This window comes from Listeria sp. PSOL-1, assembly GCF_902806445.1.
Taxonomy (GTDB): Bacteria; Bacillota; Bacilli; order Lactobacillales; family Listeriaceae; genus Listeria.
In genome coordinates, this window is the sequence record NZ_LR760298.1 from 1,623,204 (window position 1) to 1,646,146 (window position 22,943).

The 22,943-nt window shown below is 37.4% G+C and carries 20 protein-coding genes and 1 riboswitch; of the genes, 2 read left to right on the top strand and 18 right to left on the bottom strand.

Annotated elements, in window-relative coordinates; all coding sequences use genetic code 11:
- Positions 1-32: 32 nt before the first annotated feature.
- The gene (locus G6Q10_RS07875) at positions 33-1,148 is read left to right on the top strand and encodes a homoserine O-acetyltransferase MetX (RefSeq protein ID WP_163654855.1); all 1,116 of its coding nucleotides are present in this window, start codon (positions 33-35) and stop codon (positions 1,146-1,148) included.
- Here G6Q10_RS07875 and G6Q10_RS07880 read toward each other — a convergent pair.
- The 5 genes from G6Q10_RS07880 to G6Q10_RS07900 all read right to left on the bottom strand — a co-directional run bounded on the left by G6Q10_RS07880 (position 1,145) and on the right by G6Q10_RS07900 (position 7,707).
- On the bottom strand, positions 1,145-1,744 hold the full coding sequence (locus G6Q10_RS07880) for a class I SAM-dependent methyltransferase (RefSeq protein ID WP_163654857.1): 600 nt from the start codon (positions 1,742-1,744) through the stop codon (positions 1,145-1,147). The genes G6Q10_RS07875 and G6Q10_RS07880 overlap by 4 nt on opposite strands.
- A 135-nt stretch (positions 1,745-1,879) precedes the next feature.
- Complete coding sequence (locus tag G6Q10_RS07885; protein ID WP_163654859.1) at positions 1,880-3,247, bottom strand: glycoside hydrolase family 1 protein; 1,368 nt, start codon at positions 3,245-3,247, stop codon at positions 1,880-1,882.
- Positions 3,244-4,125 (bottom strand): ROK family protein, encoded by an 882-nt coding sequence (locus G6Q10_RS07890; protein ID WP_163654861.1) that lies wholly within the window; start codon positions 4,123-4,125, stop codon positions 3,244-3,246. The genes G6Q10_RS07885 and G6Q10_RS07890 overlap by 4 nt, the downstream gene beginning before the upstream one ends.
- A gap of 15 nt (positions 4,126-4,140) precedes the next feature.
- On the bottom strand, positions 4,141-5,487 hold the full coding sequence (locus tag G6Q10_RS07895; RefSeq protein ID WP_163654863.1) for a PTS sugar transporter subunit IIC: 1,347 nt from the start codon (positions 5,485-5,487) through the stop codon (positions 4,141-4,143).
- Between the two features lie 12 nt (positions 5,488-5,499).
- A complete protein-coding gene (locus tag G6Q10_RS07900; RefSeq protein ID WP_163654866.1) occupies positions 5,500-7,707 on the bottom strand; it encodes a glycoside hydrolase family 3 N-terminal domain-containing protein in 2,208 nt (735 codons plus the stop codon).
- A 172-nt stretch (positions 7,708-7,879) separates the two neighbouring features.
- Between G6Q10_RS07900 and G6Q10_RS07905 the strand changes: the two genes are divergently transcribed.
- Positions 7,880-9,055, top strand: coding sequence for a helix-turn-helix domain-containing protein (locus tag G6Q10_RS07905; protein ID WP_197914087.1), 1,176 nt, complete (start codon positions 7,880-7,882; stop codon positions 9,053-9,055).
- A 121-nt stretch (positions 9,056-9,176) separates the two neighbouring features.
- Here G6Q10_RS07905 and sufB read toward each other — a convergent pair whose 3' ends face one another.
- From sufB to G6Q10_RS07970, 13 genes are all read right to left on the bottom strand, one after another.
- The gene (gene sufB / locus G6Q10_RS07910; RefSeq protein ID WP_163654868.1) at positions 9,177-10,571 is read right to left on the bottom strand and encodes a Fe-S cluster assembly protein SufB; all 1,395 of its coding nucleotides are present in this window, start codon (positions 10,569-10,571) and stop codon (positions 9,177-9,179) included.
- Positions 10,564-11,019 carry a Fe-S cluster assembly sulfur transfer protein SufU gene (sufU, locus tag G6Q10_RS07915; protein WP_163654869.1) on the bottom strand — a complete coding sequence of 152 codons (456 nt, stop codon included), beginning with the start codon at positions 11,017-11,019 and terminating at the stop codon, positions 10,564-10,566. Before sufU ends, sufB begins: the two co-directional genes overlap by 8 nt.
- Positions 11,016-12,242 carry a cysteine desulfurase gene (locus tag G6Q10_RS07920; RefSeq protein ID WP_163654871.1) on the bottom strand — a complete coding sequence of 409 codons (1,227 nt, stop codon included), beginning with the start codon at positions 12,240-12,242 and terminating at the stop codon, positions 11,016-11,018. The genes sufU and G6Q10_RS07920 overlap by 4 nt, the downstream gene beginning before the upstream one ends.
- The gene (gene sufD / locus G6Q10_RS07925) at positions 12,243-13,544 is read right to left on the bottom strand and encodes a Fe-S cluster assembly protein SufD (protein WP_163654873.1); all 1,302 of its coding nucleotides are present in this window, start codon (positions 13,542-13,544) and stop codon (positions 12,243-12,245) included.
- A 19-nt stretch (positions 13,545-13,563) separates the two neighbouring features.
- Positions 13,564-14,349, bottom strand: coding sequence for a Fe-S cluster assembly ATPase SufC (gene sufC / locus G6Q10_RS07930; protein ID WP_163654875.1), 786 nt, complete (start codon positions 14,347-14,349; stop codon positions 13,564-13,566).
- 270 nt (positions 14,350-14,619) lie between these two features.
- Entirely contained in the window at positions 14,620-16,548 is a 1,929-nt protein-coding gene (locus G6Q10_RS07935) for a copper-translocating P-type ATPase (protein ID WP_163654877.1), read from the bottom strand.
- Positions 16,549-16,813: 265 nt separating this feature from the next.
- Positions 16,814-17,638: a MetQ/NlpA family ABC transporter substrate-binding protein gene (locus G6Q10_RS07940; protein WP_163654879.1), complete on the bottom strand. Its 825-nt coding sequence runs from the start codon at positions 17,636-17,638 to the stop codon at positions 16,814-16,816.
- Positions 17,639-17,655: 17 nt separating this feature from the next.
- The gene (locus G6Q10_RS07945) at positions 17,656-18,321 is read right to left on the bottom strand and encodes a methionine ABC transporter permease (RefSeq protein ID WP_163654881.1); all 666 of its coding nucleotides are present in this window, start codon (positions 18,319-18,321) and stop codon (positions 17,656-17,658) included.
- Positions 18,318-19,340 carry a methionine ABC transporter ATP-binding protein gene (locus tag G6Q10_RS07950; RefSeq protein ID WP_163654883.1) on the bottom strand — a complete coding sequence of 341 codons (1,023 nt, stop codon included), beginning with the start codon at positions 19,338-19,340 and terminating at the stop codon, positions 18,318-18,320. The genes G6Q10_RS07945 and G6Q10_RS07950 overlap by 4 nt, the downstream gene beginning before the upstream one ends.
- Before the next feature lie 89 nt (positions 19,341-19,429).
- Positions 19,430-19,538, bottom strand: a riboswitch (SAM riboswitch).
- Between the two features lie 108 nt (positions 19,539-19,646).
- A complete protein-coding gene (locus G6Q10_RS07955) occupies positions 19,647-20,789 on the bottom strand; it encodes a sensor histidine kinase (RefSeq protein WP_370519545.1) in 1,143 nt (380 codons plus the stop codon).
- On the bottom strand, positions 20,773-21,468 hold the full coding sequence (locus tag G6Q10_RS07960) for a response regulator transcription factor (RefSeq protein WP_163654887.1): 696 nt from the start codon (positions 21,466-21,468) through the stop codon (positions 20,773-20,775). Before G6Q10_RS07960 ends, G6Q10_RS07955 begins: the two co-directional genes overlap by 17 nt.
- An 86-nt stretch (positions 21,469-21,554) precedes the next feature.
- Positions 21,555-22,433: a cation diffusion facilitator family transporter gene (locus G6Q10_RS07965; RefSeq protein ID WP_163654889.1), complete on the bottom strand. Its 879-nt coding sequence runs from the start codon at positions 22,431-22,433 to the stop codon at positions 21,555-21,557.
- 167 nt (positions 22,434-22,600) lie between these two features.
- Positions 22,601-22,900, bottom strand: coding sequence for a thioredoxin family protein (locus G6Q10_RS07970; RefSeq protein WP_163654891.1), 300 nt, complete (start codon positions 22,898-22,900; stop codon positions 22,601-22,603).
- Positions 22,901-22,943: the final 43 nt, after the last annotated feature.

The following is a 22,943-nucleotide window of genomic DNA, read 5'->3' on the forward strand; positions in this document are numbered from 1 at the left end:
GGCTTTTTATTTTATAAAAAGGATGTGAAAATATGGGATTAAAACAAGTAGTGTTGTTTGAAGAAACGCCATTTATTCTTGAAAATGGTGCGAAATTAACTGAAGTCATGATCGGCTATGAAACATACGGAATTTTAAATAAAACAGGGGATAATGTTATTTTATTAGAGCATGCGTTGACAGGAACTGCACATGCAGCTAAACACTTTGCAGAAGATGAAGCTGGTTGGTGGGATTCTTATATTGGACCTGGTAAAGCGCTTGATACAACAAAATATTTTATTATTTGTACGAATGTATTTGGCGGGTGTAGTGGCACAACTGGTCCTTCTTCTCTCAACCCTAAAACAGGAAAAGCTTTTCGGCTAACTTTTCCCGGGTTTAGTATAAAAGATATCATTCGACTACAGCGTGAGCTACTAACAGCTTTAGAGATTCGGCATCTTATCGCGGTTATCGGCGGCTCAATGGGTGGTATGCAGGCAACACAGTGGGCGATTGATTATCCTGACATAACTGACACAGCGATTAATATTGCTTCGCCACTTGCAGCCGGTCCTGACGCAATTGGTTATAATTTGATTATGCGTATGGCCATTTTAAATGATCCAGATTTTAACGAAGGAAATTATGATGGGCAACCAGAAGGCGGACTGGCCACTGCTCGAATGATAGGAATGATGACTTACCGAACAAGTGAGCTCTTTTCTAAACGCTTCAAACGCTTTACTGTTAGCGAAAGTTCTCCTTCTGCATTTTCTAAAGAGCACTTTCAAGTTGAATCGTATTTACATTATCAAGGCGATGCTTTTGTTGAACGCTTTGATGCGAATAGCTATTTATTTTTAACTAAAGCGATCGATTTATTTGATGTTACTGTGCCAAGAAGTGGAGAAATTTCATGTTGTGAGACCATTCGAATCCCCTACCTAATGATTGGTATTACAAGCGATCAACTATTCCGGATTCACGATTTACGCCGTCATCATAATGTGCTAAAAGCGGCTCAAGTTCCAGTCACATATGTTGAGGTTGATTCAGAATACGGACACGATGCTTTTTTAGTAGAAGAAGAGACAAGTAAATTTGCTAATTTAATCACGGACTTTTTAAAGGAGCATGAAAAACAGCCTGATCTACTTTATTAAGCTTTTTCAGCAATTAACGAAAACAACGAGGCATCTTGGTTCATAAACATTTTTTCTCCATGATAGAAGGTTCTTGACTGGATGTTTTTAAAACCTATTTTTTCAAGTGTTATCTGGAGATCTTGTTGTCGAAAGCCATTATGTACCCGGTCAGATGGGACATTAGGATTTTTATCAAAGTCGACAATAATCAGTTTTCCAGATTGGCTTAAGGTGTGCAAGATATTTCTTAAAAGCGCTTTGATTTCTTTTACATGCAAAAGGACTTGTGACATGAATAGATAATCTGTGTGTAAATTGTCCGATACATTTTGGCTTAAATCCGTGACTAAAGTCTTCGCGTTTGTTATGTTCTGATCAGTAATTTTTTTATTTACTTGTTCAATCATTTGTTTGGCAATATCGATCATGATTAGCTCCTTAAATTCAGTAGCAAGCTGTAAACCGACGAGGCCTGTTCCTGTGCCAAAGTCAATCGCTTTTTTCGTTTTGGATTCTGGGCCAAGGTAATGCTTGATTTCATTTGCGATTTGACTTGCGATATAGATACGTTCTTCTGTGTCGTATTTTTTAGCCATTTGATCAAAAATAGTCATGTATTCTCACCTCAAAATTACCGTATCAAACTTTGTCTTGTTTCGTCAATCAATGCGTGTTTTAAGCGCAAGCAAACAGCACAGCTACTCTTTTATAGCTGTGCCGAGAAGCTATTTTCATCTAATTAAAAGCATCTATCTCTTATCTAATCCATTTTTTTCAATCACGTTTTGATACCAATAAAAGCTATCCTTTTTATAACGAGCCAAATCTAGTAATTCGTCATCTGTGCGATTGACATAGATAAAGCCATAGCGCTTAGCAATTCCTTCATGTGTGCTAATCAAATCAATGGCACTCCAAGGGCAATAACCTAAAACTTCAACGCCATCTTCAATCGCTCGTTCCATTTGTTGAATGTGTTGTTCCAGATAGTCAATTCGGTACTGGTCATGGACTTTTCCATCTATTAATTGATCTTTAGCACCAATGCCATTTTCGGTAACGAGTAGTGGTAAACGGTAACGAGAATAAATTTCGTTTAAAGTAAATCTAAAGCCTTCAGGATCAATTGGCCAACCAAATTCAGTCATTGGCAAATGTTTATTTTCTACGGTTTGGAAAAAACCTGGAATACCGAAGCCAGATTGCTGATCAATTCTTTGGTCTTTTTCAAAGTAACTAGAAACAGTCATTGTATTGTAGTAATTGAAAGCAATATAATCACAAGAACCTGCTGCCAGAGTTTGGCGATCTTCCTCAGTGACTTGTGGTGCTGCCCCGATTTTTTCCAACAAATGCCAAGCGTTATGGTTATATTTACCGAAAACAGCGACATCTAAAAATAACCAATTGCGTAGAGCACTCATGTATAAAGCGGCTATTTGATCGTCTGGCTTATCTGAAGCTGCATAAACGCTCGCAATATTGGGTGCTGGTCCAATTTTCCCAATGTAGTTTCCTTCGTGAAATTGTTTTGTTACTAAAGCTTGAGCAACTAGCATATGGTGGTTTTCTTGAAATTTTTCTTTCATAGTTTTATTACTAGTGCCGATTATCGAACCAGCTAATGCCATTACATTTTGTTCATTGATCGTTTGCCAAAGGGGGACTTTTTGACCGAAATGTTCGAATAGTACTTGGCAATAATCTGCAAAGGCTTGAATTGTTTCACGTTTTTCCCAACCGCCCTGTTCAGCAATGTAAACGGGTAAATCAAAATGAAATACAGTAACAACTGGTTGGATCTGGTTATCTAAAAGCAGCTGGATTAAATTCTTATAAAACTGAATGCCTTCAGGATTAACCACACCATCAGGCATGACACGACTCCAAGAAATAGAAAAACGGTAAGCTTTTAATCCTAGCTCTTTGAACAATTTAACATCTTCTTCATAGCGATGATAGTGATCCGTAGCCACTTTAAAATCTGTGGTTCCTGCTGGTATTTCTTTAACATCTTGTACAGAAGGCCCTTTGTTATCTTCGTTCCAGGCTCCTTCGACCTGATAAGCACTAGTGGAAGCGCCCCATAAAAAATCTTTTGGAAATTTATTTGTCATTGTAAGACTCCTTTTGCTGCTGCTCCTATTAAATTGGCATCTGCTTTAAATTTAGCGGCTTCAATCGTAACAGGTTGCAGCGTTTTTTGAATAATTGGTGCTACGCGAAATAAACCTTGATAAACGGTTTGGATGGTCTGAATCAAACACGCTTGTTGACTTATACCACCGCCAATCACAATTTTTTCAATATCTAATAGGCTTTGGATATTAAAGCAAAGCGTAGCCACTTCTTTGCAATAATTTAATAATACTTCTTGTGCTTGGGCATTTTCAGCCATTGCTAATTCTTCAAAAACTCTTTTCCCATCGTTTTCAGCACTTAGATGCTCTGCTAATTTTTTAACTAATTGAACCGCTGAAAGGCCAACGCCGACAAAAGAATCCATTCCGGTGATCACGCGGTCACGAATCATGAAACTCACTTCTCCCGCTTGAAAATGATTACCTTTATAAAGTTTGCCATCCATACAGATTCCAACGCCGACACCTGTTCCCAAAATGATTGCTGCACCTTGTTTAACATCTTTTAAGTGCCCGTAAGTCATCTCACCTAAAGTGGCTGCTTTAGCATCATTTTCTACTACCACTTTTACTTTTTGTAGCTTCAATAAATCCGCTAAGCTGACTTCATTGAGATAGGGTACAGCCCCACCAAAGAAGACAGTACCCGATTCGTTAACCGAACCAGGTACTGAAAAAGCGACTTTATCAATCGGATGAATTCCAGCATATTCCACGACAATTTGTGATAATAATTGTTGAAATTCTTCAAAAGTCTTTGGTGTTAGGAAACTTTTTTTTTGGGAAATTTGTTCCTGGTGGACGAAACCAACTTTAATCATTGTGCCACCGATATCAATTCCTAAAATAGCCATTTCCTTCGACCTCCATTAAGCTTGGACTCCTTCAGCCTTTATTTCTTCAGCAGTTTCTTTTTCTTTATTTGCTTCTGCTGCAAGTTCTAATTCATATTCTCTTTTGTCAGCGATTTTAACGAATGGATACCACATAACGATACTGATTAACATACAAATGACCAGTAAAATCGTGTAGTTTAGCCCACCAGCGAATGGCATTTTAATAAAAGTTGGTGTCGTCCAAGGTAGTAAACTCATCGTCGGATTCAAAGAGATTGGTAAAATCGTGGTTGCTAGAGCCCAAGTAACAAAACCTGCAATCAATTGTGTAAATACTTGCGGGATAAAGAAGATTGGATTCAAAATAATCGGCATCCCAAACATAACTGGTTCATTAATATTGAAAATCGATGGGACGAGTGATAATTTCCCTAATTGCTTCATTTTGGCAGACTTACTACGAATCATAAAGAAAGCAACAAACCCCATAAATCCTGCAGCATACATACCTGTGTAAATAACTGAAGGAATTAAATATGGCAAGTCTTGGCCTTTTTGGAAAGCCGAGATATTTGTTACCACCATTGTCATACTAATCGCGCCTAAAGGTCCTTGTAAAACAGCATTATGGATACCGAAGAACCAAAGCACTGCTAATAGTTCCACAATAATGATAATCGATAAGGGGCTTGCGACTAATGAATTGAGTGGCGCATTAATGACATCAATAAAGAATTGAAAGACTGAACCTGAAGCAGTTAAACCAAACAATACGCGTATTACAAACATGATAACAAAAATAATGGTGACTCCAAAGACAGGAGCTAGGGATTGGGTAACCATTGGGGGCACACTATCAGGTAATTTGATCATGATGTTTTTCTTAGATAAGTAAGCATAGAAGCGAGTGACTAACAACGCAATCAGCATACCGATAAAGAGACCTTGCCCACCTAAGAAATCAAGGCGCAATGCTCCAATCGTCGAATCTACTGCATGACCATCTTTCATTGCTGTCGTTACAATCGTTTGAGGCATTAGCATGACAAAACTTGCTAATGAAATAATGGCTGAGTTTCGTTCGTTTGTCTCTAATTGTTTGGCATAAGAAAAGGCCAAGCTATAAACAACGTATAGCGAGAAAACACCCATAGCACCATTGGTAATTGCTTCAACATGTGGATAAACACCAATCGACTTTAGGTAATTAATCCACCCAGGAAAAGGAAAATTCCCAATAATGGTGATCAAAGCGACGCCAAGTGTAATCGGACTAGTACGGATGAAACCTTCCATTAACGCGGCTAGAACTTTGTTTTGTTGCAACTTTTGGGATAACGGCAATAATTTACTACTTAAAAATGATTCTAATTTTTGCATGATAACACTCCCCTATTTTTTATAGACCAAAGTAACGGAACTTTCTTCCCCAGTGACATCTAAATAAAACTGATAACTTCCTTCTTCAACAAACTGAGTTCCTGTATTGTCAAAGAAAGCTAAATCAGGAATCACTAAATGCATTTTCAATTGTTTTTCTTCTTTTCCAGCAAGATGGATAATTTGGCTAGTAATCAGCCTTCTTTCAGGTCTCACGATACTAGCGGAAGCCTGATGAAGATAAATATGCGCTACTGTATTTGCCTCAAAATCAGATAAATTCTTAATTTGACAGAGCAATTCTATTTGCTGATTCACGATTTCTCCGGATAAAAGCTTACTAGCAAATTTAGCGTAACTTTCACCAACACCGAATTTGAAGAGTGGCTCATTCCTTTCATCAATATATTTTGAAACAAAACGATCCGAATGACTACTACTTGCTAATGGGCGGCCCGTAGTGTATTGTGCATGGTAAATCGGAATTTGACCTTCATTTCTTGGGAAAGTCATCGATAAACGCGCAGAAGGACTCGTTTTTCCTGACAATAGATTAGCAATACCAATTCCTCCCATAATTCCCGGATACCAAACTAATAGTAAGCTATCAAAATAATCGACAATATCCGTTAGCACTAATGGGCGGCCCGTATATAATATGCCAACAATGGGTTTGCCTGTCTGCTTTAATTTTTCCAGAAGATTCATTTGCTTTTCTGGTAAACGTAAACGTGTTTTTGAAGCGCCTTCACCACTTTCTAAAAACTGTTCTCCGATCGTCAAAATAATGATGTCTGCTTTTTCAGCGATCGTAATAGCTTCTGTTACTAGTTTTTCTGGATCTTCAATGGAGCCATTCAACCTTTCGATCCCTTTTTTCAAAGGCCCAAAAGGTTCATAAGAATCAAAGAGATTATAGCCTTTTGCAAACGTTAACTGATCAGCATCAAATTGTTCTAGCATCCCTTCTTTTAAAGTTACAGTATCTTGTGGCTTTCCACTGACTGACGCCCAAAATCCTAATGTCAAACGGCTTTCACCATAAGGACCAATTACCGCAATAGCTTGCCCTTTCTCAAGTGGCAAACTTCCTTGATTTTTTAGTAAGACACAACTTTTTTCTACTAATTCAATGGCAACTGACTTGGCTTCATCAGTTAAAACTTCTCCTGTGTTAACTTCATTCAATCCACGATAAGGATTTTCAAATAGTCCTAATTTATTTTTAAGAACTAAAATACGCCAAACTGCTTCATCTAATAATGCCATGAACTCAGGTTCTTCCACTAGCTGTGGTAAATGATTCGCATAGATAGAAGTCATCATATCTAAATCTACTCCAGCCAATAGTGCTTTTCTCGCTGCATCAACTTCATCTTTCGCATAGCCATGAGGAATCAATTCTTTCACCGCAGCGTAATCAGAAACCAAAACACCTTCGAAACAGAAACGGTCACGCAAGATTTCCCGATTTAACCATTGATTTCCTGTAGCTGGAACGCCATTTAATAAATTGAATGCTGTCATTACTAGCATCGTTTGCGACTCGATAGCTTCTTGATATGGCTGAAGATATTCGTTAAACAGGCGCTGATTAGACATATCTACTGTATTATATTCTCGTCCTGCTTCTGGTGCTCCGTAACCTGCAAAATGCTTGATACAAGCTGCGACATGATTTTTTGGCACCTGTTCTTGAACATCCCCTTGATAACCAGTCACTACACTTCTAGCAAAACGTTTAGCTGTATAGACATCTTCACCAGGCGATTCCATCACACGACCCCAACGAGGATCACGCACTAAATCTAACATTGGTGAAAATAATACATGTAAACCACTTAAATAACTTTCCTTTGCAGTTAGCTCAGCAGCTTTTTGAATCAATCCAAAATCATAAGAGCCAGCTTGGGCTAAGGGCATTGGAAAAATCGTACGAAAGCCATAAATAACATCTGACATAAAGAGCATTGGAATTTTATGTTTACTTTTATTTAATGTATCTTTTTGTAACTGCTTCAATTTTTGAAAATCATTTACATTATAGATTGAACCAATTTCATAAATGTTTAAACTAGAAGATAGGCCTAATTCTTCCATAGGACCCGTATTCATAACATCATTTTCGACAAGCAAACTCCCATTCAATTGTATCGTCTGGGCAATTTTTTCCGTTGTGGATAATTGCTCAAACAACTTTTGCAACTGTACTTTTTTCATAAGCATCCCTTTCTGAAATCGCTTTCTATATACATTGATTATAAAAGGAAAAAGCGATTTTTGATATAAAAAAACGTCGATTCATATCAATTTATTAGTGTTATGAAAAAGCATTTGGTATAATAAACAAAAAATTATTAGTTGATTGCAACTGAGTAAGGAGTTTTTGAAATTGAAGATTGACAGTGTCAAACATGTAATGGATCTTTTGTATCATAAGTATCTAATTCCTATGCTATTAGTTGACGAGCAAGGCAAATTACTCTATCCAGATAACTCTTGGGAAATAAAAAAGCCAATTCAACAATTCCTAAAACCAACAACTACTCAAAAAATCCAACTATATAATATGGGGAACTATTTATTTGCCTATTTCCGCTTTGAAATCAATCAACAATTTTTTTATATGGTTGCCGGCCCTTGTGGTGCAATTGGTTCTAAAGAAAACTCCTGCACCTTCTTAGGTCATGAATACCATCATAAAATTCATTACTCTAAAGAAGATAAATATTCATTTGAAGAGTTTGTCCATTTATTACACACCATTCTGACTCAGGAAACCATAGATAAGAAAAACTTTTGCTGGTTCTATCAAAATGAAAAAGATAAAAAATCATTACAAACAGATATTAATTTAGAAAATAATCTCTATGATCGCCGAGTACATGAAACCACTTTTGATTCCTATCACTTTGAACTACGGTATATTGACTATATTAAACGGAATGAACCAGAAAAAGTGACCTGGATCTTTAACAAAATGAAGGAAACCTATAAAGTTGCGCTCTCACCATTTGAACTAGAAGGATTAAAACTAAAGTTTGCTGCTTTCGTAGCGATTGTTACGAGAATGGCTATTGAAGAAGGGGTCCCTATCAATCAAGCTTTTGGTCTATCTGATTCCTTGATTCAAGGGTTGGTCCATATTCACTCTGCTGAAGAATGTCTGCAATATATTAAAGAAGCAACTTTTCGTTTTATGGAATTACTACACAATTATCCTCTAGCACATAAATCATTATTAGTTAAAACCATTGTTAATCATATAGATGGGCATTTATATGAGCGCATAACTGTAGATGAATTAGCAGTCATCGCTCAAAAACATAAGACTCATATATGCAGCCAATTCAAAAAAGAGATGGGTAAAACCATTCACACATTCATTCAAGAAAAGAAAATTGACGAAGCAAAGCACCTCCTTTTATTCACTGATTATTCCTGTGAAAAAATCAGTAATCTTTTGGCGTTCTCTAGTCAAAGTCATTTTATCCAAGTATTTAAGAAAATTTCTGGTAGTACACCAAAAGAGTATAAAGATATTCACTATGCTCATTCCATTATTTAAAAAATAAAAAGCGTTTGTATCGAAGAAGCCTGAAAGACTTCTTCAATACAAACGCTTTTGCTCAATTTATCATATTTAAACTCTCTATTTTTTAAAACGCATGATAGCCCATATTGAGCAACTAGCCAATACTACCTTCCATCTCGAATTTAATCAAGCGGTTCATCTCAACTGCGTATTCCATTGGCAATTCTTTAGTAAATGGCTCAATGAATCCCATCACAATCATCTCTGTCGCTTCTTCTTCAGTAACACCTCGACTCATCAGATAGAAGAGTTGTTCTTCAGATACTTTAGATACTTTTGCTTCATGTTCCAATGAAATATTATTATTTAACATTTCATTGTACGGGATGGTATCTGATGTGGACGCATTATCCATAATCAACGTGTCACATTCAATATTTGAACGCGCCCCGTCTGCTGCACGTCCAAAATGGACAATACCGCGATACGTAACATTTCCACCTTGTTTAGAAATGGATTTAGAAACAATGGTGCTTGATGTGTTTGGTGCTAAGTGAATCATTTTCGCACCAGCGTCTTGCCGCTGACCTTTACCAGCAATCGCAATGGAAAGCGTCATACCACGAGCACCTTCTCCGCGCAAATAGCAAGCGGGATATTTCATGGTCAATTTAGAACCGATATTGCCATCGATCCATTCCATCGTCCCATTTTCCTCAACAAAAGTACGTTTGGTTACTAAATTATAAACATTATTTGCCCAGTTCTGAATGGTCGTATAGCGGCAATATGCCCCAGGTTTAACAATAATTTCGACAACCGCTGAATGAAGTGAGTTCGTTGTATAAACTGGTGCTGTGCAGCCTTCTACATAATTAACAGAAGCATTTTCATCAACAATAATAAGTGTTCGTTCAAACTGTCCCATATTTTGTGAATTGATTCGGAAATAAGCCTGTAATGGCGTATCCACTTTCACCCCAGGAGGAACATAAATGAAGGAGCCACCTGACCAAACAGCTGAATTAAGTGCAGCAAATTTGTTGTCAGTTGGTGGAATTACTTTTGAGAAATATTGTTTAAAAAGATCTTCATTTTCTTTTAAAGCCGTATCCGTGTCTTTAAAAACAATTCCTTTGTCTTCTAAATCCTTTTTCATATTATGGTAAACAACTTCTGATTCATATTGAGCGGAAGCACCAGCTAAGTATTTTTGCTCTGCTTCTGGGATTCCCAATTTATCAAAAGTACGTTTAATTTCTTCTGGTACTTCATCCCAAGAACGTACGGTTTGCTCAGAAGGTTTAACATAATACGTGATATCTTCAAAATTAAGTTCAGATAAATCCCCGCCCCACATCGGCATCGGCATTTTATAAAATTGCTCAAGTGACTTTAGGCGAAAATCTAACATCCATTCAGGCTCTTCTTTAATTTGCGAAATTTCTCTTACAACATGTTCCGTTAAGCCACGTTCTGTACGGAAAACAGATGTATCCTTATCGTGAAAGCCATATTGATATTCACCAATTTCTGGAATTTCAGTCATCTATGTCTCCTCCTTCTTTTTCATAAATAGCACGTTCCATTGCTTTCCAAGCGAGCGTTGCACATTTGATTCTTGCAGGAAACTTTGCAACACCAGCAAGAGCCTCAACGTCACCATCTTCATCAATTGGTTCATGATCATGTCCTTGAACCATTTCTGAAAATTGACGGCTCATCTCGAGCGCCTCTTTTTCGGTATGTCCGATGATACTCATTGTCATCATTGAAGCACTAGCCATTGAAATAGAGCAGCCTTCTCCAGTAAAGCTTGCTGCTGTAATCGTACCAGCTTCTATTTTTAAATGAAGGTGAATTTGATCACCACAAGTAGGATTATTTAGGTCAATTGTAATATTAGAATCAGTAAGTTCGCCTTTATTGCGCGGATTTTTATAATGATCCATAATCACTTGCCTATAAAGTTGATCCAATTTTCGACTACTACTCATAAGCCAAAATACTCCCTCGTTAGCTTAAGCCCATCGATAAAGGCTGTTATTTCTTCTTTAGTATTATACAGATAAAAACTCGCTCGTGCTGTGGAGCTAGTTTCAAGCCACTTCATTAGCGGCTGTGCACAGTGATGCCCGGCACGAATCGCGATTCTTTCTTCATCAAGAACTGTCGCCACATCGTGCGGATGAACGCCTTCTAAATTAAAAGTAACTAATCCGCAACGTTTGTCCGCCTCAAGTGGTCCGTAAATCGTCACTCCATCGATCTTCTGCATTTCAGCTAGCGCATATTCATTAAGCGCAATTTCATGTTGATGAATGGTTTCAATGCCGATATTTTCGATATAATCGATCGCTGCACCTAAAGCAATTTGCCCTCCAATAATCGGCGTTCCAGCTTCGAATTTCCATGGTAGTTCTTTCCAAGTCGAATCATAAAGCTCAACAAAATCAATCATTTCGCCACCAAATTCACTAGGATCCATATTTTCAAGGAGCTCACGTCTACCATAAAGGGCTCCACTACCTGTTGGGCCAAGCATTTTATGTCCAGAAAAGGCATAAAAATCCACATCTAAAGCCTGCACATCTACTTTTAAATGCGGCACAGCCTGCGCACCATCAACGACAATAACAGCTCCATGCTTATGAGCCAGCGCTGCAATTTCTTTGATGGGGGTAATGCTTCCGATCACGTTTGAAACATGAGCTATCGCTACAATTTTTGTTTTTTCAGTGATGGCAATATTTGCTTTCTCTTCAGAAATTGTTCCATCTTTTTCTAAATCAATATATTTAAGCACTGCGCCTTTTCGCTTAGCTAATTGCTGCCATGGGATTAAATTGCTATGATGTTCTAAATAAGAAATCACAATTTCATCGCCCGGTTGAATATTTGCTTCGCCGTAGCTATTACATACTAAATTCAATGCGGTTGTTGTTCCTCGCGTAAAAATAACCTCAGATGTTACACGTGCGCCAATAAAACGCGCTACTTTTGCACGCGCAGCTTCATAAGCATCTGTTGCTCTGGTTGAAAGCGTATGGACACCGCGATGAACATTCGCATTATCGTTTTCATAATAATGGCTTAACGCTTGAATGACTTGTCTTGGTGTCTGAGAAGTTGCCGCATTATCTAAATAAATAAGTGGCTTATCATTGACTTCTTGATTTAAAATCTTAAAGTCAGCTCGCACTTTTTCGATGTTTATCATTTAGCGCACTTTCCCTTCGATAACTTCCTGTAATAATTCTTTCACACCTTCAACTGGCAACTGCTTAACAACCGGATCAAGGAAGCCATGAATAATCAACCGCTCAGCTTCTTGTTTTGAAATCCCTCGGCTCATCAGATAGAAAAGTTCTACCGGATCCACACGTCCAACAGAGGCAGCATGTCCTGCAACTACATCATTTTCGTCAATCAATAGAATCGGATTCGCATCGCCACGTGCCTCTTTACTTAACATCAGCACACGTGATTCTTGCTGAGCATCAGATTTTGAAGCACCATGTTTGATATGACCTATTCCGTTAAAAATTGTCGTAGCGCGTTCTTTCATTACGCCGTGTGAAAGGATGGTTCCAGTTGTTGCTTTTGCATAATGCGTCACGCGAGTTGTAATATTTTGCGTTTGTTTGCCACGCCCGACAGTGACTGTTTTAACATCGCTACTCGCACCACTACCGATTAAATTGGTGACATTTTCATTAATTGTATCACCGTCATTCATCAAACCAAGTGCCCATTCAATTGTTGAATCTTGCCCAACATGACCCCGACGATTAACGTAACTTGTTATCCCGCTTGGCAAATTATCTACTGCCCCGTAAGTGATTCGTGCATTTTTATTTGCAATGACCTCTTCAACTATATTTGCAATCCCGCTTTTTTCGCTGTCTAAGCTGATATAATTTTCAACATAAGTAACGGAGCTATGATCATCCGCTACTAATAAAACATGATTTAAAAGGGGGGCGTTTGCTTTATCAACTACAAATACTGCTTGAATTGGTTCAGTAATTTCTATATTTTTAGGCACGTATAAAAAGACGCCGCCATTTACAAGTGCTGCATGGAATGCTGTTAATTTATGTTCATCCGCTTTTACAGCTTCTTTCATAAAATACTTTTGGACTAATTCTGGATGTTCTTTAATTGCAGTAAAAATATCCGTAAAAATAACGCCTTGTGTTTGTAACTCTTTGTTTAATTGGCGTTTTACTGGGCGTTGATCAATTTGAATATAATAATTCGCATGAGGATTATTGGTCTCTACTAAACGAGTCACTTCTTCAGGTAAATCTTCATTCGTTAACTCACTTTGAAAAGCTTGATAGGTGCCAAACTGAGTAAAATTCCAACGATCGATTTTAGTTTTATCCACAAACGGCAAGTCCAGTTTGCTTGCAAGTTCCCATGATGCTAGACGAAAATCTGTTAAAAAGCTTGGTTCGTCAGCATTTTTAGAAAAAGTGCGGATAAAATCATCTTGTACTAAACTATTTTCTGTCATGATTTTAGCCTCACCTTCCTTAATTTTGGTCTACCGTTTCTTCTTCGTCAAACTCGATTCCAAGTTCTTGTTTGATCCAGTCATAACCCTCAGCTTCTAGACGTTTAGCAAGTTCTGGACCGCCTTCTTTGACTATTTTCCCTTGCATCACCACATGAACAAAATCTGGTTCAATATAATTTAAAAGACGTTGATAGTGCGTGATGATTAAGCACCCAAAGCCATCGCCACGCATGGCATTCACACCTTTAGATACTACTTTTAATGCGTCAATATCAAGCCCTGAATCAATTTCATCTAAAATGGCTATCTTTGGTTCAATCATTAATAATTGTAAAATTTCATTTCGTTTTTTTTCACCGCCGGAAAAACCTTCATTTAGGTAGCGTTCAGCCATTTCTTCATCCATATCTAAAAGTTCCATTTTTTCATCTAATGTGCGGATAAATTTCATTAACGGGATTTCATTGCCTTCTTCGCGGCGACTATTAATTGCAGCGCGCATAAATTCAGCATTTGTTACACCACTAATTTCGCTTGGGTATTGCATAGCAAGAAAAAGACCTGCACGTGCACGTTCATCAACTTCCATTTCTAACACGTTTTCGCCATCTAGCGTAATGGTTCCTTGCGTTACTTCATACTTAGGGTGCCCCATAATTGCGGAAGAAAGTGTCGATTTCCCTGTTCCATTTGGTCCCATGATTGCATGGATTTGACCAGTTGAAATTTCAAGGTTGACACCTTTTAAAATTTCTTTTCCTTCTATTTCAACGTGTAAATCTTGAATCTTCAATGTTGCCATTAAAAATACCCTCCCTAAATTTGTTATTCTCTTATTTTAGTTTAGTATAATTCTAATTTAATTACAACTATAAGAAATGTTTTTTTGATGATCACTCCTACATTTTACTACTTTAACTGTGTTTTTACCAGCCCTGCTTTTATTATCATTTTTTATTCTCTTTTTGAGAATGATTTTATAAAAACAAGGTACAGATACTGCATCAGAAACACAACAAAACAGACGGAAGCGCTTGCAGTTTGAAAACCACAAACGCTTGTCACCGATGGATTAAACTTTCATAATTTGAGCATTGATCGCAACAATCACTGTGCTAAGTGACATCAAGATCGCGCCTACTGCTGGCGAAAGCACAATCCCAATTGGGGCAAGTACACCCGCTGCTAATGGAATCGCAATGATGTTATACCCGGCTGCCCACCATAAATTTTGAATCATTTTTCGATATGTTATTTTTGATAATCGGATGAAATAGAGAATATCTTTCGGATTGCTTTTTGAAAGGATAACATCTGCTGTTTCTATGGCTACATCAGTTCCTGCCCCAATTGCGACACCAAGGTCTGCTGTGGCTAAAGCTGGTGAATCATTTACGCCATCCCCTACCATCATCATTTTCTTGCCATGTTTCTGATAATCTTTAATAACGCTTGCTTTATTTTGGGGCAATAGCTCCGACTCAATATAATCAATGTTTAAGATTTGCCCTACCGTTTTAGCTACATTTTGACTATCTCCTGTTAGCATCATGGCTTTTTTGCCTAATTCATGTAAACCTTGCACTGTATCTTTAGCTGTTGTGCGCACTTCATCCATGATGGCGATAAACCCAACCCACGAATGATCCTGAAGCAAGAATGAAATTGTTTTTCCTTCCTTAGCAAGTGCTGTCGCTTTGCTGATATCAATGTCTTTAAGGTTTTCAGCCATATACTTGCTATTGACCACTTGATATGTTTTACCTTCGACTTTACCTGTCAATCCTACACCAGAAATAGCTTTCACATTTTTAGCAGTCATAAAGGAAATATCCTCTTCTTTGGCAGCTTTGACAATACTTGTTGCAATAGGATGGCTCATTTGCGCTTCAAGGCTTGCTACTATTTGGAGTAAATCTTGTTCTGTTCCATGTATAGCTACCATATCTGTTATTTTAAACTCACCTTCTGTTAAGGTTCCCGTTTTATCAAAAGCAATCGTATCAACTAACCTTGCACTTTCTAAAGCCCTTCGCTTTCTAACTAATAATCCATTATGGGCTGATAGTGATGTGGATTTAGCAACAACAAGCGGGATAGCCAAACCTAACGCATGCGGGCAAGCAATAATTAGTACAGTCACAGCGCGATTAACAGCTTCCGCCCAATCATTTGAGAGGCTAAACCAAACAATAAAGGTGATTATCCCTACCAAAAGTGCCAAGTAAAACAGCAATTTAGCAGCTTTATCAGAAATCGTTTCTGTTTTTGATTTTTCTTTTTGGGCATCGCTAACAAGTTTGATAACTTGTGATAAATAACTATCCTCGCCCGTAGCTGTTACTTTTATTTTGATTGCATTATTTCCATTAAGCGAACCCGCAATCACTTGGTTACCAACTGTTTTATTCACTGCTTTCGATTCCCCTGTTAAAAGAGCTTCATTCACATCGGTTTCTCCTGAAATAATTTCGCCATCAGTAGGGACTTTTTCCCCTTCTTTGACTAACACAGTTTGTCCTGTTGTCACTTCTTGTAACGAGATATCCTTTATTTTTCCAGTCTGAAGTACAAGGTGAGCATTTCCTGGAAGTAATTCGGCCATTTTCTTCAAAGCATTGCTAGCATTCATTACTGCCCGCATTTCAATCCAATGGCCTAAAAGCATGATGTCAATTAATGTCGCTAATTCCCAAAAATAATTCATACCATTACTTGAAAAAAGAATCGCGACACTATATACATATGCCACAATAATCGCTAGCGCTATCAGTGTCATCATTGCTGGATTTTTTTCCTTTAATTCTTCTATCGTGCCAGAAAGAAAAGGCCATCCACCATAAAAAAAGATGACTGTTGCTAAACTTAAGAGCACCCAATTAGAGCCTGGGAATTCAACTTTAGCCCCTGTTAGCATTTCCGTCATTGATGACATGAAAAAAATGGGAATCGTTAAAATAACTGAAATGAAGAAACGTTTTTTAAAATTACTATGCTTCATCTTCATACCCCCTATAGGTATATTATACATTTCTTTACCACGACTTTACCACCTTTAAACGCTAACGGCAGCATTGAAGAAGAGTGCCAGACTTCCGGTTCTCACGTACAGTCGTACGCTCCACTTCCGGCTTCTGGCACTCTTCTTCAATGTAAACACTTTCGCTCGATTTATCGTGTTCGAAATGTAGCACCTACGCGCTATTTTTTGAACTATATGATGTAAAGGTCAGATATCATGAACAAGTCAAAATTACATGTTTTGCTTATTTATCCACTGGAACAACTGCTCCGCTCCATTTTTTTAGAATCCAGTCTTGTATTTTTTTTGAATGAAGTGCATCGACTAGTTTCTTTATATTTTTATTATTTTTGTTTGATTCTTTGGTAACAATAATATTTGCATAAGGAGAATCTTTGCCTTCAATGGCAATAGAATCTTTCATCGGATTTAAACCTTGGTCTACAACAAAGTTTGAGTTAATGACAACTGCATCGCCTTCTCCATTATTGTAAGCTGTCATGAGATACGCAGGATCTAAGTCATACTTAAACTTTAAGTTTTTTGGATTTTCTTTGATATCATTAAATGTTGCATCTTCTGGGTTAACACCTGGTTTTAATTTAAGTAGCCCAGCTTTTACAAAAATACTAATGACACGCGGCCAATCAGACTTACTGTTTGAAAGTAAGATTTGTGAACCATCTTTTAGATCTTTAAGTTTTTTTACTTTTTTAGAGTATACACCCATTGGTTCAAGATGAATGGCACCAACATTAGCAAATTTATAACCTTTTTCTTTCTCTTCCAATTTAAGGAAAGGTACATGCTGGTAGTAGTTGGCATCTAGTTCTCCCTCGTCTAAAGCTTTATTAGGCATTACATAATCGGTATATTTAACAATCTTTAAGTTAACACCTTCTTTTTTTAAAATCGGTTTAACTTGCTCTAAAATTTGTGCATGAGGTGTATTAGATGCACCAACAACTAATGTTTTGTCGTCAGAAGATTTTTTACTCGCGCCTCCACCACACGCAGCAAGAACAAATATTAAGCTAGTGATCAACAAACCTGAAACAATTTTCTTCATATAAACACGCTCCTCTTTTATCTTTTATCTACTTTTTTAACTAATAAATCGCCAATGATCTGGAAGATAAAGACGATAATTAAAATAATAATTGTTGCCGCAATCGTTATATCTGGCTGATTACGTTGGAAACCTTCTAAGTACGCAGCATTTCCTAGCCCACCTGCACCAATAACACCTGCCATCGCTGTAAAACCAACGAGTGAGATCGCGGTTACTGTAAGACCTGAGATAATTGCTGGTAAAGCTTCAGGAATTAAGACTTTACAAATCACTGTAAATAAATTAGCTCCCATTGCTTTAGCTGCTTCTAAAACCCCTTTATCTACTTCGCGGAAAGCAATTTCTACCATACGCGCATAAAATGGCGCTGCTGAGATAATTAAAGCAGGCAAAGCGGCTTTCGGTCCAATGATCGTACCTACAAGCGTCTTTGTCATTGGTAAAAGTAAAACAATTAATATAATAAAAGGAATAGATCGGAAAACATTGACTAAAATAGCTGTAATCCAATATAAAACCTTAGCGCCGACATTCCCTTGGCGGTTGCTTAAAAATAATAATAACCCTAATAAGATACCAAGAATACATACAGCAACAAGCGAACTTAAGGTCATATATAAAGTTTCACTTGTATAGCCCCACATGATATGCCAATCAACATCTGGAAAAAGTTTGCTCATGCTTCAATCACCTCAGTTTCTACATTAAGTGCGCGCAGATCGCCAATTGTCGCCTCAATTTGTTGCTCATCACCTTGAATTTGAACATATAATGTTCCGTAAGCACCATTTTGCGTTTGTGTTAAACTGCCATGAAGAACATTCAGCAACACATGATTTTGCTGCGCTACTTGGGAGATGATTGGCTGTGTCGCATTTTCGCTCATGAAAAGGAGTCGTACAAGCTTCCCATCTGAATAATTGCTTAGGAGCAAATGAATGAGATCTTCTGTTTCATCTGTTTCCGTCACTTGTCTGACGAAACGTTTGGTAACATTTTGTTCTGGATGTTTGAAGACTTCTAATACTTCGCCCATTTCTACAACTTTACCCGCTTCCATTACAGCTACGCGTTTGCAGATTTTACGAATAACGTGCATTTCGTGTGTGATGACAATAATCGTTAAGTTCAGTCGCTTGTTAATATCTAGTAATAATTCTAAAACTTCATCCGTTGTTTGCGGATCAAGCGCTGATGTTGCTTCATCACAAAGTAAAACCGTTGGATCGTTAGCCAAAGCGCGCGCAATACCAACGCGCTGTTTTTGTCCACCACTAAGCTCCGCTGGATAAGCGTCTTCTTTTCCAACGAGGCCCACGAGTCGAATGAGTTCATTTACTCGGGCTTTTCGTTTTTTACCACGAATTCCAGCTATTTCAAGTGGAAAAGCAATGTTTTCAAAAACAGTTCGCGACCAAAGTAAATTGAAATGTTGGAAAATCATTCCAATTTTCTGGCGGGCTTTTCGCAATTCACGACCACGAATGCGACTGATTTCTTTGTTGTTTACTTCAACCTTGCCAGAAGTTGGTAGCTCTAAACCATTAAACATACGAATTAGGCTACTTTTCCCTGCACCTGAATAGCCAACAACTCCAAAGATTTCACCTTGATTAATGGTTAAATTGACACCTTCAACAGCACGAACCCTTTTTTTACCAGAAGTATAATCTTTAATAACATTTTGCAAAGTAATCATTTTATTTCACCTTTTTTCGAGATTAATCCATCACACAAAAAAACCTTCCTGCATGAGCAGAAAGGCACCGAATGTTAAGGTTTGCTTTCTTCTCATCTTCCAGAACAACTTGTGTCCTGCATGAATTAGCACCTTAAGTAAAACTACTTAGGTTGCTGGGCTTCACTGGGCATTTCCCTCCACCACTCTTGATAAGAATCTACAGATAACGTTTCCTAGTGTAAATGTATGTTTTAAATTATAAGTGAAATGAGCGTGAAAAGCAACTGTTATTTTTTGTTATTATCGAATTTTAAAAAATTATAGCTATAATAACGGTAATTTCACCGTAAATGTCGTTCGATGATTCTTGCTGGTTGCCATAACTAAACCACCGTGTCTTTCTACAATTGACTTAGCGATCGCAAGGCCTAAACCTGTACCTGTCGTTGTACGATTTTTATCCACTTTATAAAAACGTTCGAATAAATGTGGTAAATCAAACGCTGGAATTTCTTTGCCATAATTGGTTACACCAATAACTGCCCATTCACCATCACGACGAGCAGTAATGTCAATTTGTTTATCCCCTTCTCCGTAACGCAAAGCATTTGAAAATAAGTTTTCAAAAAGTCGCATGATCTGATTTCCATCGCCACTGACCATTAAATTATCATCTTCGTATATTTCAACCAATTCCATTCCTTTTTTTTGCGCTAAACCATCAAATTCTGCAACCAATTGTCGTAAAAGTTCAATCATATCAAGTTGATCATTGGCTAATGTATAATCTGGGCTCTCAAGACGTGTATAGGAAAATAAGTCATCAATCAATTTATGCAAATGACGCGCTTTATTATAAACGAGTTCGGTATAATAGCGAAGTTCGATTTCATCACGATACCGATCGTCATGAATATAGCTCAAATAACCTAAAATAGAGGTAAGTGGGGTTCTAAGATCATGCGAAACATTGGTAATTAAATCGTTTTTAGCTTGTTGTGCTTGCTGCTCTTGCTCCATCAGGTTTCTTTGGCGATCACGCATTTTTTCAATATTAACCTCAAGTTCGCGAATCTCTGGCACAAGGCTTTCTGTATCGACTGGTTGATCAAGATTTAACGCATAATTAATGGTTTGCAGCTGCTTTTTCAACCTTCTTTGACGCGTTAAACGATAGAAAATGAAAAAAATGAGCAGCGCAATCATCACTTGAAAAAGAAATTTGGTCAAAAGCAACAACGGCGAATCGATGATGGTTTGAAATTTTCCATGACCAAATAAAGTGAGGAAAGTTTCAGTCAAGCCACGTAAAACAACGGAATCATCACGAATATTAATCATCCAAAAATAAACTGTTCGTAAAAGAATCGCAGCACCTAACCAGGAAACAACGATAAAAAACATGATCTGCCAAGGGTTCATTATATGACTAATATTTTTAATGAATCGTTTAAATCTCAATTTTATAACCCACTCCCCAAATGGTTTTAATCACATTTTCCCCGCCGAGCGCCTCCCGCAATTTATCACGCAAATTACTAATATGCACCATAACCGTTTTGCTAGCACCAAATGCTTGTTCTTGCCAAATTCTTTCAAAGATATATTCTGAGCTAAAAACACGCCCTGGCTCACTTGCTAACAAATATAGAATATCAAATTCAGATGTCGTCAAATGAAGCTCTTTTTCATTAACTGTCACAATATGATGTGACCGATCAATGATAATTGGACCGATGACAAGCTTTTCACTTGAAGTCTGTTCGCTTGTTTTCATCAATTGGATGCGACGCAAAATCGCTTTAACTCGAACGGAGAGTTCTACTGGGTTAAAGGGCTTAACCATGTAATCATCTGCCCCAGTGAGCAAGCCCATAATTTTATCATTATCTTCTGCTTTCGCGCTAAGCATTAAAATCGGTGTATTAATGCCATCATTACGCATTTTCTTACAAACTTCAAGCCCATCCATTTCAGGCATCATAATATCTAAAATAACGAGCGACAAATCTTTTTCCTGCACATATTGCCATGCCTGTGCCCCGTCATAGGCTTGAAAGATATCATAGCCTTCATTTTGGAGATAGAGTTTGACTAAATCAACAATCTCTTTGTCATCATCTGCAATTAAAATAGCCGTCATCATCTATTATCCTTTCTATTTGAATTATCTTCATTGTATCATCTGCTGATAAAAAAAAGAAATCTACTATGAGACTTCTTTAATAAAAATTAAACTTTTTTCGAATAAATTCGTTCTTCTTCTGGCTCTAGATGAATTAATACTTGTGCTTTCGAGTAAAAATCGCCAATTTCTGTCTCAATTTCATCACATAATGAGTGCGCTTTTTCAATTGTCATTTCCGATGGGACAACTAAGTGAAAATCAATGTATTCCTCAGCACCTGCGCGTCTAGAACGAAAATCATGAAACTCAATAAACTCTGCTTTATGGGTTAAAATAATGCGTTTAATTTCTGCCTCTTCCTTTTTTGAAAGACGCTCATCCATCAATGGCGGGAATGATTCTTTTAACAACTGCCAAGCTTCAAACATAATGTAAATGGCAGTAATAATCGCAATAACAGGATCAAGCCATAACCAGCCAGTTAAATAGACAAGCAGTAAACTTAAAGCAATACCAAGTGAAGTAAAGACATCAGTAAATAAATGTAATGCATTCGATTTCATTGCCACTGAGTTCGCTTTTTTAGCAGCTCGATTAATCACTCGTGAAATAATAATATTCACAGCCGCACCAAACAACATAACCGCAATGCCAAGCGCTGGAAAACGGATTTCTTTTGGATCTAAGAATTTTTCTACAGATTCGCTAATAATCCAAATTCCAGCAACAAAAATAAGTAAAGTTTCAATCGTTCCAGCAATATTCTCAGCTTTTCCATGCCCATACGGATGATCTTCATCAGCCGGCCTTCCTGCTATCCGAATGGAAAAAAAAGTAATCACTGATGCAAATAAATCCATTGACGAATGAATTCCTTCTGAAATAACAGCAACTGAACCTGTAAAAAAACCAATAATTAACTTCAAAATAACAATCACAAAATTACTGATAACAGAAAGAATAGTTAAATTGCTATGATTCATCTTAATAATGCCTCCATTTTTGGCTAATACTCCTTCGATTTAAAGAACTGATTTATCTTAACATGCTAGCCTTATATGAGTCTACGGCAATCTTTTTAGTATAGTGCATCTCTATAACGCGAAGGCAATTTTTTTGCATAAAGGAAACTTTTAAAGCGCAAAGAAGCTCAACTTTGTAAAAAAAGATGAAGTGACGTTATATCGGTAAATTGGTAATTTATCGCTACAAATTTCCCAGAACTAAAGCGAGCAAGCGATGGTATCGAAAGAACCTTGAACTTTTCCGCAAGACCTTTTGTTACGTTCAAATCCATTTTAAAAATCGTTTGTTCCGTCGTTGCCTCAGCAAGCTCTAACATGCGACCGGCAATCATACAAGCACCACATATTGGCGTATAAAAATAAAGCGCAAACGTTTCTTTTTGTGCTAATTTAGTTGCAAGGTCGTCCATCTTGATCTCAATCATTTTCACACTTCTCTCAAAATAAAAAGAATAGGGAGTAACGCAG

Bases quoted from the DNA above. Each gene is read 5' to 3' on its own strand.
- G6Q10_RS07965 (WP_163654889.1), bottom strand. From the start codon at position 22,433: ATGAATCATAGCAATTTAACTATTCTTTCTGTTATCAGTAATTTTGTG.
- G6Q10_RS07875 (WP_163654855.1), top strand. From the start codon at position 33: ATGGGATTAAAACAAGTAGTGTTGTTTGAAGAAACGCCATTTATTCTT.
- sufC (WP_163654875.1), bottom strand. From the start codon at position 14,349: ATGGCAACATTGAAGATTCAAGATTTACACGTTGAAATAGAAGGAAAA.
- G6Q10_RS07970 (WP_163654891.1), bottom strand. From the start codon at position 22,900: ATGATTGAGATCAAGATGGACGACCTTGCAACTAAATTAGCACAAAAA.
- G6Q10_RS07885 (WP_163654859.1), bottom strand. From the start codon at position 3,247: ATGACAAATAAATTTCCAAAAGATTTTTTATGGGGCGCTTCCACTAGT.
- G6Q10_RS07890 (WP_163654861.1), bottom strand. From the start codon at position 4,125: ATGGCTATTTTAGGAATTGATATCGGTGGCACAATGATTAAAGTTGGT.
- G6Q10_RS07960 (WP_163654887.1), bottom strand. From the start codon at position 21,468: ATGATGACGGCTATTTTAATTGCAGATGATGACAAAGAGATTGTTGAT.
- G6Q10_RS07880 (WP_163654857.1), bottom strand. From the start codon at position 1,744: ATGACTATTTTTGATCAAATGGCTAAAAAATACGACACAGAAGAACGT.
- G6Q10_RS07920 (WP_163654871.1), bottom strand. From the start codon at position 12,242: ATGATAAACATCGAAAAAGTGCGAGCTGACTTTAAGATTTTAAATCAA.
- sufU (WP_163654869.1), bottom strand. From the start codon at position 11,019: ATGAGTAGTAGTCGAAAATTGGATCAACTTTATAGGCAAGTGATTATG.
- G6Q10_RS07950 (WP_163654883.1), bottom strand. From the start codon at position 19,340: ATGATTACTTTGCAAAATGTTATTAAAGATTATACTTCTGGTAAAAAA.
- G6Q10_RS07940 (WP_163654879.1), bottom strand. From the start codon at position 17,638: ATGAAGAAAATTGTTTCAGGTTTGTTGATCACTAGCTTAATATTTGTT.
- G6Q10_RS07900 (WP_163654866.1), bottom strand. From the start codon at position 7,707: ATGAAAAAAGTACAGTTGCAAAAGTTGTTTGAGCAATTATCCACAACG.
- sufB (WP_163654868.1), bottom strand. From the start codon at position 10,571: ATGACTGAAATTCCAGAAATTGGTGAATATCAATATGGCTTTCACGAT.
- sufD (WP_163654873.1), bottom strand. From the start codon at position 13,544: ATGACAGAAAATAGTTTAGTACAAGATGATTTTATCCGCACTTTTTCT.
- G6Q10_RS07945 (WP_163654881.1), bottom strand. From the start codon at position 18,321: ATGAGCAAACTTTTTCCAGATGTTGATTGGCATATCATGTGGGGCTAT.
- G6Q10_RS07935 (WP_163654877.1), bottom strand. From the start codon at position 16,548: ATGAAGCATAGTAATTTTAAAAAACGTTTCTTCATTTCAGTTATTTTA.
- G6Q10_RS07895 (WP_163654863.1), bottom strand. From the start codon at position 5,487: ATGCAAAAATTAGAATCATTTTTAAGTAGTAAATTATTGCCGTTATCC.